Raw genomic sequence first — 10,742 nt, 5'->3', positions numbered from 1 at the left:
GCCCACGCGCGGGGCCCTGCGCGCGCCGCGCTCAGCCGCCGACCGCGCGCAGAGCGCCCGGTTTACGGCCGTTGAGGTGGTCGAGGGCGGTGGCCGTGGCCTCGTCGGCCGGGAGGTGGACCATGAGGCGCTGGCCGTCGTCCGGCAGGGCGAGCGTCTCGTACGACAGACGCAGCCGTCCCGCTGCCGGGTGCTCGACGAGATCCGTGCCGTTGCGCAGCGGCATGGCCGGTACACCCTTCAGCCGCAGGGTGAACCGGGCTCCCGCGGTGACCGTCAACTCGTCGACCAGGGCGGCGACATACGGGTCGTGCAACGGGGCCTCGTGGCGCAGATGGGCGACCTGCTCGTCGGCGAGCCGCTCCCAGCCCGGGTACACCGCGCGGGCTCGCACGTCGGTGAACAGATAGCGCATGACATTGGGCGGGTCGCCGTCGAGGAGCCCGAGCGGGCGGGCGAACCGCTCGTAGCCCGAGGTGTGGGCCACGATGTCGCCGAGCCAGTTGAGCAGGACGGCCGGAGTGGGCTCCAGCCTGTCGAGGAGGGCCCGCACGGTGGGCCGTACGGTGTGGGCGGGCGGGACGACGGCCGAGCAGAGCATGTTGTCGTGGCCGCTCTCCTTGGCCAGCCGGCGCAGCAGGATCCGGTCCGGCACCCGCAGGCACAGCGCGTCCGCGAGAGCGCCGAGCACCTGGGACGAGGGGTTGCGGTCGCGGCCCTGTTCCAGCCGGGTGAGGTACTCGACGCTGATCCCGGCGAGGGTGGCCAGCTCGGCGCGGCGCAGGCCGGGTGCGCGGCGGCGGGGGCCGGTGGGCAGCCCCACCTCGGCCGGGGTGATGGCCTCGCGGCGGCTGCGCAGGAAGGCGGCCAACTCGTTGTCACTCACCCGTCGAACGTACAGGGTGTGCCGCCGCTGAGGGTGGCCCTCGCGCTACCACCCTCGGCCCGGCCTCCCTCCCGGGTGTGGAACGCCGGATGGTGGAGGCATGAATCCGAACGACGCGCCGCAGGCGCCGACCGCCTCCGCTCTGCCCCTGTCCCCCGGCCACTGGGAACTCGACCCGCTGCACTCCGCCGTGAACTTCACGATCCGGCACCTCGGGATCGCCAAGGTGCGGGGCCGGTTCGAGCAGTTCACAGCCGAGATGCACGCCGGTGGGACGGTCGACGACGTGCGGGTGGGCGCGGAGATCGCCCTCGCCTCCCTCGACACCGGGAACCCCGACCGTGACGCGCACACGCGCTCGGCCGATCTGCTCGACGTCGAGAAACGTCCGACGATGACCTTCCGCTCGACGCGGGTGCGCGGGGCGGGCGAGGAGTGGTCGATGGAAGGGGACTTGACCATCGGGGACGTGACCCGCCCGGTGACGCTCGCCGTCGAGTTCGGCGGGATCGTGGACTCCCCCGGGGACGGTCGCAGGCACGCCGGCTTCGAGGCGACGGGGGAGATCCGGCGCAGCGACTACGGGATGGACTTCGGGGCCGGTCTTCTCGGTGATGTTGTCAAGGTGCAACTGGACATGCAGTTCGTCGAACCCGAGGGTCAGGAGGGCTGACTGCCGCAGGGCCGGGGCGGCTGAGAGAAGAACGAGCGGTGGCCCGCGGGGAGTTCCCGCGGGCCACCGAACATTTCCCGTTATGGCAGGACCTGTCGCTCAGCCGCCTCAGGCCTTGCGTGCCCGCGTGGCCTTCTTCGCGGGAGTCGCCTTCTTCGTGGTCGCGGCCGCCTCCTTGGCGGCCGTGGTCCTTGCGGCCGTGGTCTCGGTCGCCGTGCTCCTGGCGGCCGCGGTCGTCCGGGCGGTCGCCGTCTTCTTCGCCGTCGACCTGGCGGCGACCGCCTTCTTCGCCACGGTCCTGCGCGGGGCCTTCACCGGGGCCGCGTCGCTGATCCGGTCGGCGCCGAGGATCTCCCGCAGGAACTTGCCCGTGTGGCTGGCCGGAACCCCGGCTACCTGCTCGGGCGTGCCCTCGGCGATGACGAGGCCACCGCCGGCGCCGCCCTCGGGCCCCATGTCCACGACCCAGTCGGCGGTCTTGACGACGTCGAGGTTGTGCTCGATGACGATGACCGTGTTGCCCTTGTCGACCAGGCCGGACAGCACTGTGAGGAGCTTGCTGATGTCCTCGAAGTGCAGACCGGTGGTCGGCTCGTCCAGGACGTAGACCGTGCGTCCGGTGGAGCGGCGCTGCAGCTCGCTGGCGAGCTTGACGCGCTGTGCCTCACCGCCGGACAGGGTGGTCGCGGACTGGCCGAGCCGGACGTAGCCGAGGCCGACGTCCTTCAGGGTCCTGAGGTGACGGGCGATCGCGGGAACGGCCTCGAAGAAGTCCGTGGCCTCCTCGATCGGCATGTTCAGCACGTCGGCGATGGACTTGCCCTTGTAGTGGACCTCCAGGGTCTCCCGGTTGTAGCGGGCGCCGTGGCAGACCTCGCACGGGACGTAGACGTCCGGGAGGAAGTTCATCTCGATCTTGATGGTGCCGTCGCCCGCGCAGTTCTCGCAGCGGCCGCCCTTGACGTTGAAGGAGAAGCGGCCGGGCAGATAGCCGCGGACCTTCGCCTCGGTGGTCTCGGCGAACAGCTTGCGGACGTGGTCGAAGACGCCGGTGTACGTCGCCGGGTTGGACCGGGGTGTACGGCCGATCGGCGACTGGTCGACGTGCACGACCTTGTCGACGAGGTCGTCGCCGTCCACGCGTGTGTGCCGCCCCGGGACGTTTCGCGCGCCGTTCAGCTCGCGGGCCAGGTGCGTGTACAGGATGTCGTTGACCAGCGTGGACTTGCCGGAGCCGGACACACCGGTGACGGCGGTGAAGACGCCCAGCGGGAACGAGACGTCGATGTCCTGGAGGTTGTTCTCCCGGGCGCCGTGCACGGTGAGCTGCCGGGTCGGGTCGAGCGGGCGGCGGATGTCGGGCAGCGGGATGACCTTCTTGCCCGACAGATACTGCCCGGTCTGCGACTCGGCGTTGTCCAGCAGCTCCTTCAGGGAGCCGCTGTGCACGACCTTGCCGCCGTGCTCGCCCGCCCCGGGACCGATGTCGACGATCCAGTCGGCCATCTTGATGGTGTCCTCGTCGTGCTCGACGACGATGAGCGTGTTGCCCATGTCGCGCAGCCGGACCAGGGTCTCGATGAGCCGGTGGTTGTCGCGCTGGTGCAGACCGATGGAGGGCTCGTCGAGGACGTAGAGGACGCCGACGAGACCGGAGCCGATCTGGGTGGCCAGGCGGATGCGCTGGGCCTCGCCGCCGGAGAGGGTGCCGGCCGCGCGGTTGAGCGAGAGGTAGTCGAGGCCGACGTCGACCAGGAACCGCAGCCGTTCGTTGACCTCCTTCAACACCCGTTCGGCGATCTTCTTGTCGCGCGGGTTGAGCTTCAGCTCTCCCAGGAAGTCCGCGCAGTCGCTGATCGACATGGCGGAGACCTCGGCGATCGACTTCTCCATGATCGTGACCGCGAGGACGATCGGCTTCAGTCGTGTGCCCTCACAGGTGGGGCAGGGCACCTCGCGCATGTAGCCCTCGAAGCGCTCTCGGCTGGCGTCACTCTCGGCCTCGCCGTGCCGCCGCTTCACGAAGGGGACGGCGCCCTCGAAGGCCGTCGTGTACACCCGCTCGCGCCCGTACCGGTTGCGGTAACGCACCTCGATCTGTGTCTTGTGGCCGTACAGCAGGGCCTTTCTCGCGCGCTGCGGGAGACCGGCGAAGGGGATGTCGGTCCGGAATCCCAACGCGTCCGCGAGGGCGCCGATGAGGCGGCCGAAGTAGTCCTTGGTGTGGCCGTGCGACCAGGGGTGGATGGCGCCCTCGTCGAGCGACTTGTCCTCGTCCGGGACGATCAGCTCGGCGTCGACCTCCATGCGCGTACCGATGCCGGAGCAGTCGGGGCAGGCGCCGAAGGGCGAGTTGAAGGAGAAGGAGCGGGGCTCCAGCTCCTCGAAGGACAGGTCGTCGTACGGGCAGTACAGGTGCTCCGAGAACATGCGCTCGCGCTCGGGGTCGTCCTCGGGGAGGTCGACGAAGTCGAGCACGACCATGCCGCCGGCGAGGCCGAGGGCGGTCTCCACGGAGTCGGTGAGGCGGCGCTTGGCGGAGTCCTTCACCGTGAGGCGGTCGATGACCACCTCGATGGTGTGCTTCTCCTGCTTCTTCAGCGTGGGCGGATTGGAGAGCTGGACGGTTTCGCCGTCCACCCGTGCGCGGCTGTAGCCCTTGGTCTGGAGGTCCGCGAAGAGGTCGACGAACTCGCCCTTGCGCTCACGCACCAGCGGCGAGAGGACCTGGAAGCGACTGCCTTCGGGCAGCTCCAGCACCCGGTCGACGATGGCCTGCGGCGACTGGCGGGAGATGGGCCGCCGGCACTCGGGGCAGTGCGGCTTGCCGATGCGCGCGAAGAGCAGCCGCAGGTAGTCGTAGACCTCGGTGATCGTGCCGACCGTCGAGCGCGGGTTGCGCGAGGTCGACTTCTGGTCGATGGAGACCGCCGGGGACAGACCCTCGATGAAGTCGACGTCCGGCTTGTCCATCTGCCCGAGGAACTGCCGGGCGTAGGAGGAGAGCGACTCGACGTACCGGCGCTGCCCCTCGGCGAAGATCGTGTCGAAGGCCAGCGAGGACTTGCCCGACCCCGACAGGCCCGTGAAGACGATGAGCGAGTCGCGTGGCAGGTCGAGCGAGACGTTCTTCAGGTTGTGCTCGCGCGCGCCACGGACGATGAGACGGTCGGCCACGCCGGTCCGCACCTTTCTTGAGTGAGTGACAGGGGCCAAGGACCCCGTCTTCCACAGACTAGGGGGAGCCACTGACAGCGCCGGTCCTGTTCCCCCGTTCCACAACAATCCCGGGCCCTCCAGCATGCCCGACGCCGCACCCGACCATATAGCACGTGCATTCGATTTGCGGGCGTGGCCGGACTCCTTCACCCGAAGGTGTGGCGGGGTTAGGGTCGGCGGCATGATGGATCACGCACGTGACCTGGCCTCTGTACGTGAAGCGACGGACCGGCTCCTCACCGCGGCAGCCGCACTGGACAACGCCGCCGTGACCGACCCGTCACGGCTGCCCGGCTGGACCCGCGGCCACGTCCTCGCCCACCTCGCCCGCAACGCGGACGCGCTCGTGAACGTCCTCGAAGGGCGCCCCATGTACGTCTCCGGGGAGACCCGGGACACGGACATCGACCGGGACGCGCCACGCGCCCTCAAGACCCAGCTCGCCGACGTGCGCGACAGCGCGGACCGCTTCCAGGACGCCGCCTCGGCCCCCGGGGACCGGTCCCGCACGGTCGAGTTGCGCAACGGCGTCACGGACTCCGCGTCCAGGGTGCCGTTCCGGCGCTGGATCGAGGTGGAGATCCATCACGTGGACCTGGGCATCGGGTACGAGCTGGAGGATCTGCCGGAGGAGTTCGTGGAGCGGGAGATCGACTTCCTCGTCGACCGTTTCACCGGGCATCCCGAAGTGCCGTGCACCCGTGTGACGGACGGCACACGCGCGTGGACCACCGGTAGCGCCGCTTCCGGCCCCGGGGTGACGGTGACCGGAACCGCGCCGGCGCTCCTCGGCTGGCTCCTGGGCCGCCGCGACGGCTCCGCGCTGCGCGTCGAAGGAGGGGCTCTCCCTCCGCTGCCCCCGCTATAGGCTGCCACCATGACGTACAGCGGAGCGGTGAAGGTCGGCGGTCCTGCGGATGTGCACGAACTGCCGGACCTGATGATCTCCAAGGTCGCGGTCGGCCCGATGGACAACAACGCGTATCTGCTGCGCTGCCGGGCCACGGACGAGCAACTGCTGATCGACGCCGCGAACGACGCCGGCACCCTGCTCACCCTGATCGGTGACGACGGGATCGCGTCCGTCGTCACCACGCATCAGCACGGCGACCACTGGCAGGCGCTCGCCGAGGTCGTGGCGGCCACCGGCGCCCGTACGTACGCGGGCCGGGACGACGCCGAGGGCATCCCGGTGGCGACCGACGTCCCCGTCGGCGACGGCGACACGATCCGGGTGGGGCGCGTGGAGCTGACCGCGCGCCATCTCGTGGGCCACACACCGGGTTCGATCGCCCTGGTCTACGACGACCCGCACGGGCATCCGCACGTCTTCACCGGGGACTGTCTCTTCCCGGGCGGTCCTGGCCGGACAACACGGCCCGAGGACTTCCAGAGCCTGATGAGCGGGCTCGAGGAGAAGGTGTTCAGCCTGCCAGATGAGGCCTGGATCTACCCCGGGCACGGCAACGACAGCACCCTCGGGGCGGAGCGCCCGCACATTCAGGAGTGGTGGGCTCGGGGCTGGTAGTCGCGGGCAAGGAGAACTCAGATCATCACGGCCGTATTAGGCGTCGTTGGCACTGGCCTCGGCGCCTCCCTGGCGCTGAGGGGTACGACCTGGCAAGCGCGAATAGCGGCGCGCAGCAAGCGCCAGGAGCTGGATCAGTCGAAGGAACAGGCCCGCACGCGGCTGCATGTCGATCACGTGGGCAGGCGCATTGGGCAGGCGCATGGAGAACCGTCGGGCGACGTACATCGCCTTCATGCAGGCGGTGTCGACACTGGTCCAGGCGACGCGAGACGACAGAATCGACGGCGCTCGGTTGACCGGCGAAATCGTCCAGCACCTCGCGGAGATGGCCGAAGCCGCCGGCGAGATCGATACGGCCCGCAACACGGGGATGATCGACGGGCCGCAGGCAGTCGCTGGCCAGGCCGCGGAGCTGTGCCGCATCCCGTACAGACTTGCGAGCGCCGTGTCGGCGATCTACGACGAGTCCTTGGACGACGGCAGGCAGCAGGCGCCGCAGTCGGCCGTCGCCATTCGTGTCAATCTCGTCCGGGAGCTGACGCGGTTCTCCGTGATGGCGTCCCAAACCGCCCAAGAGAACGCGTGACCCAGAAGCGGCTCATTCCGCAGAACGCCACAGTCACCACCGCGACCATCCAGGTCAAGCCCTGACCATCGGCACCAAGCAGGTCACCCTCGCAGTCTTCCGACAGCTGGAGGACACCAACATCATCAACCCCCTCGACGCCAGCCTCTCCGGCGAACCGTGGGGAGGGATCAACTACCACCCGGGCAAGTGCGCCGACGAGAAAGAACACATCCACGTCGTCTGGCAGGAGGACCCAATCGTCGTCGACCTGAACGACGCCGTCCGCCTGAACGGCCAGCTGAACCGGCTCGCCCGGCAGGCCGCACGAGAACGGTTCCCCTGGGACCGGGGTAACCGGATCGCGGTCAAAGCGCACCGCCGCTACCTCCGCCAACGCCGGATCATCCTGGGCAATGCGACGTCGTGCACGTTCCCCGCGAAGGCCTTCCATCAGGTGGGCCGTGAAGGGCTCGGGACGGTCGCTTACTTCGCGGAGGGGCTGGGTGGGGATCTGGATCGGCTGGCGCTCGCGCTGAAGGGGCATCAGAGCGCTGCGGCCAAGGCGATCGGCGAGGTCGTCACGGCCCGGGCACGGAACCTGAAGTACGCCTGCCAGTAAAACCAGCGCGCCGCTACTCTGCGTTCTTCAGCAAGGGGGCGCATGACCGATCACATCAAGGAGCGTTTCTTCCGATGACCGCACAGCCCGCACGCCCTGAGCGCAGCGGTCCCGAGACCGCCTCGGTCATGGATGTCTCGCCGTTCAAGCCTTCTCTCGTCAAAGCGGTGTTCAGGGACGTGACCTCGATGCACGTCTCTCGGTCGGCCGCGTGGGCCGCCGCGTCGGTGACGCGGACAGTGCTGACGGAGATCATCGACGGCGCGAAGAGAGCGGCGGCGGCGGAGGCCCGTAGGAAGCTGATTCCCGGGGACCTTCTCTCGGCGATCGACCGGAACGTCGAGCTCGAGGTGGGGGACAAATGGTACGACCACAGCCCGACGTTTCAAGGCCTGACCGGTGTCCTGTACGACACCGAGGGTGTCATCGTGCCTTCTCGTAAGCGCAGCAGGTCGCGCAAACCGAGTGCTGTGGTCGGCGCCCACAGGTTCGAGGCCGGGGTCAAGAAGCTGCTGTGGAGCCAGGGGGCGACGGCCGTCCCGGCGATGGCCCGCGACCTGAACGGAATCGCGAGCGTGTTCCTGACGGACCTCGCCCGGGACGCGGCCATGGTCGTCCGCGAGGGCGGGGTCAAACGTTTCGGTACGGTCACCCCAGTGATGTCGGGCGAACCGGCCCCACCTCCGTTCCTCAAGGATTCCCTCCGGGCCCTGTCCGCCCGCAGGGGGGACAGGCGGACCATCGGCAGGGATGACATCCTGGCCGCCACCACGATTCAGTTGCTCGGCGGCAACCTCAGGCAGCGAGCCCTCACCGAGGCACGCGAGGCGACACAGAACACTTCGGCCGACTGAGCGGGTGCGACACAACATCGCCGCTGCACCCTCATCTGGTACCGCAGACTCGCCAAATGAGATGGCCTCTGGAGACCTCTAGAGAGCATTCGTTTTCCTTCGAAGTGAATAGCGGACGCTTCTACGACACCACCCTCGGCACGGACCCCACCTCGCGGAGTGGCGTGCACGAGGCTGCTAGCCCGTCCGACGACGACCGCCCCCGTTTCGAACCGAAGCGGGGGCGGTCGCGCGTTCAGGCACGTCGACGCTCGGGCAGCGAAGCCACCCGCCAGGAACATGCAGAGGGTCCTGGGAAGACGTCTCGCGCCACGCCGGCAGCGCCGCGGTGCGCTCTCGCCCGGCAAGACGCGTACGCCGCCCACCGACACCAGTGCCCTCGCCCCGAGGTGATCGACCGGCCAAGGTCCTCCGGGCCCGCTCCCCCGGCTCACCTCGACCGGCGGGAGCGTGGGAGACCGCCGGGAGCGAGCAGCAGATGCCGAGGAAGCAGTCGACCGCGGCGCAGAAGCCCGCCGACGCCGGGCGGCCACCGGCGAGAAGTACACCGCCGCCCTCCGGCGCCCGGGCCACGGGCCCTGCCCGGCACCGTCAGTTCAGTGCGCGCGGCGCGGGCTGGGCGCCCATCATCGAGCGTGCCGAACGCAGGCTTGTCGAGGTCCGGCCCGGTCACCCCGCGCCGGACTGGGAAGAGAAGTTCGGTGAGCTGTGCTGGAAGGGCACGCCATGGCCCCAGGGCCCCGACGTTATGGGCGATGAGGTCGCGTCCGCCCCGACCTCGCCGCCCGGCTCGACACCCTCACACCCCCCTGAACCCACCCCTTGTCCCAGGGCATGCGCGAGATCCCCCTGCCGCACGTGACACAACTCTGCGCTTCTTCAAGCGAGGAGCTGGTGAGCAAGGATCGTCATGCCCCCTCCTGGGCTGCCCCGTTCATCACATGGGGTGACGCTCCGGTCCGACATGGGAGATCGCTTCACGCTCCCCCAGGGCAAGAGCCCTCCGGACCCGGCCCGTCGTCGTGTTCACGATCATCTCGGCCACCCGGCGGGACGGTCGGGTCACCCTGGGTCGCCATGGCGGGCCCCTGGGGTGTCGGGTGCGGGCGCGGGCGCGGGCAGTGCAGGGACGTCATCACGGGGCGTCGCCTTCTGTGAGGGGCTGACGCAGGGGTGCGATTCCCGCGTGCACCAGACGGAGGAACAACGCCTTCCGTTGCTGCCGCGACTGCGGGTCCGCGCTCGTCTTCTTCAGCCCGTCCGCGACCGCGAGGAGGAGAAGCACGATGTCCTCGGCGGTCGCGTCGGAGGTCGAGAACTGCACTTCTCCCGCTGCCGCGGCGGTATGCAGCGCGGAGGCGAGCCGGACGACCAGAGCCGCATGGGCCTCGCCGGCGATGTCTCCGGCGACGTCGAGACTCGCATCGAGGACTTCCCCACCGTGCACGCTCGACGAGATCTGTGCCAGGAGTCCATCGAAGTAGGCGGCCATCGCGGCATCGACTCGGGACAGCACGTCGCCCTGCCGGGTGAGAGCAGTGTCCACCTCGCCGAGCGCCCGGGAGTGCGCCCGGCGGGACCCTGCCCGGAAGAGATCTTCCTTGCTGGAGAAATGCAGGTACAGGGCAGCCCGGGACATCCCGGCGGCACGGGCCACGTCCTGCATGGTGGTCTTGCCGTAGCCGTACTGACAGAAGGCGGTCAGTGCGGCATCGAGGATGTGTTCCGTTCGGTCGTCTGCCATGCTGTGATCCTGACGCAATGGACTCTCAGCGTCAATGAGTCCAATTTAGCTGGTCATCTGGGGTTCCCACACTCAGTGCCTGGCCTCTCAACCCATCAGGAGTGAAAGCCCATGACGCAGACAGCAGCCGTCACGGCCGGTGGCGCGATCGCCGAGCAGATCCGCGACGTCGAGCGGGCCAGGCTCCGAGCGCTCGTCGCGGGCGACATCCGTGCAGCTTCCGAGCTGCACGCACCCGACTTCCAGCTCGTCACCCCCGTCGGCCACGTGCTACCCAAGGACGCATACCTCCAGGCGATCGCAACCGGAGACATCGACTACGTGGAATGGGAACCCGGCCCCATCGACGTCCGCATTCACGGGAACGCCGCCGTCATCCGCTACCAGGCCACGCTGGAGGTGATCTTCAAGCACCACCGGGTGCCCCGCGCGAGCTACTGGCACACCGACACCTATGAGAACGCAGACGGCCAGTGGCAAGCGGTCTGGTCCCAGGCAACCGCGATCGAGCAGACGGCAGAGCGCCCCCTCCCGTAGCGGACCCGGACCGCCGCCCCTGAGAGCGCCGCAGCTCCCAGGGGCGTGGGCGCGTCCGCGGACGCCCGCCGCACGCTCTGCCCACCTCGGCGTTTTTCCCGCCCGGGCGGG

General features: G+C 69.3%; 9 protein-coding genes. 6 read left to right on the top strand and 3 right to left on the bottom strand.

Features of this window, described 5'->3' with window-relative positions:
- Positions 1-31: 31 nt before the first annotated feature.
- On the bottom strand, positions 32-886 hold the full coding sequence (locus AWZ10_RS21300; RefSeq protein WP_060891825.1) for a helix-turn-helix domain-containing protein: 855 nt from the start codon (positions 884-886) through the stop codon (positions 32-34).
- A gap of 100 nt (positions 887-986) precedes the next feature.
- On the opposite strand from AWZ10_RS21300, the gene AWZ10_RS21295 reads away from it, so the two are divergent.
- Positions 987-1,559: a YceI family protein gene (locus AWZ10_RS21295; protein ID WP_046705413.1), complete on the top strand. Its 573-nt coding sequence runs from the start codon at positions 987-989 to the stop codon at positions 1,557-1,559.
- Positions 1,560-1,667: 108 nt separating this feature from the next.
- Here AWZ10_RS21295 and uvrA read toward each other — a convergent pair whose 3' ends face one another.
- The gene (gene uvrA / locus AWZ10_RS21290; protein ID WP_046705412.1) at positions 1,668-4,736 is read right to left on the bottom strand and encodes an excinuclease ABC subunit UvrA; all 3,069 of its coding nucleotides are present in this window, start codon (positions 4,734-4,736) and stop codon (positions 1,668-1,670) included.
- A gap of 223 nt (positions 4,737-4,959) precedes the next feature.
- Here uvrA and AWZ10_RS21285 point away from each other — a divergent pair, with 223 nt between their 5' ends.
- From AWZ10_RS21285 to AWZ10_RS21270, 4 genes are all read left to right on the top strand, one after another.
- The gene (locus AWZ10_RS21285; RefSeq protein ID WP_046705411.1) at positions 4,960-5,646 is read left to right on the top strand and encodes a maleylpyruvate isomerase family mycothiol-dependent enzyme; all 687 of its coding nucleotides are present in this window, start codon (positions 4,960-4,962) and stop codon (positions 5,644-5,646) included.
- A 9-nt stretch (positions 5,647-5,655) separates the two neighbouring features.
- On the top strand, positions 5,656-6,306 hold the full coding sequence (locus AWZ10_RS21280) for an MBL fold metallo-hydrolase (protein ID WP_037691587.1): 651 nt from the start codon (positions 5,656-5,658) through the stop codon (positions 6,304-6,306).
- A gap of 166 nt (positions 6,307-6,472) precedes the next feature.
- The gene (locus AWZ10_RS21275) at positions 6,473-6,895 is read left to right on the top strand and encodes a hypothetical protein (protein ID WP_060891824.1); all 423 of its coding nucleotides are present in this window, start codon (positions 6,473-6,475) and stop codon (positions 6,893-6,895) included.
- A 675-nt stretch (positions 6,896-7,570) separates the two neighbouring features.
- Positions 7,571-8,350 carry a hypothetical protein gene (locus AWZ10_RS21270; RefSeq protein ID WP_060891823.1) on the top strand — a complete coding sequence of 260 codons (780 nt, stop codon included), beginning with the start codon at positions 7,571-7,573 and terminating at the stop codon, positions 8,348-8,350.
- A 1,135-nt stretch (positions 8,351-9,485) separates the two neighbouring features.
- Here AWZ10_RS21270 and AWZ10_RS21265 read toward each other — a convergent pair.
- Complete coding sequence (locus AWZ10_RS21265) at positions 9,486-10,094, bottom strand: TetR/AcrR family transcriptional regulator (protein WP_046705407.1); 609 nt, start codon at positions 10,092-10,094, stop codon at positions 9,486-9,488.
- A 111-nt stretch (positions 10,095-10,205) separates the two neighbouring features.
- Between AWZ10_RS21265 and AWZ10_RS21260 the strand changes: the two genes are divergently transcribed.
- On the top strand, positions 10,206-10,631 hold the full coding sequence (locus AWZ10_RS21260; RefSeq protein ID WP_046705406.1) for a nuclear transport factor 2 family protein: 426 nt from the start codon (positions 10,206-10,208) through the stop codon (positions 10,629-10,631).
- Positions 10,632-10,742: the final 111 nt, after the last annotated feature.

The organism is Streptomyces europaeiscabiei (assembly GCF_001550375.1).
Lineage (GTDB): Bacteria > Actinomycetota > Actinomycetes > Streptomycetales > Streptomycetaceae > Streptomyces > Streptomyces europaeiscabiei.
Note: the sequence above shows the minus strand (reverse complement) of the source record. Positions and strands in the feature narration are given on the sequence as shown.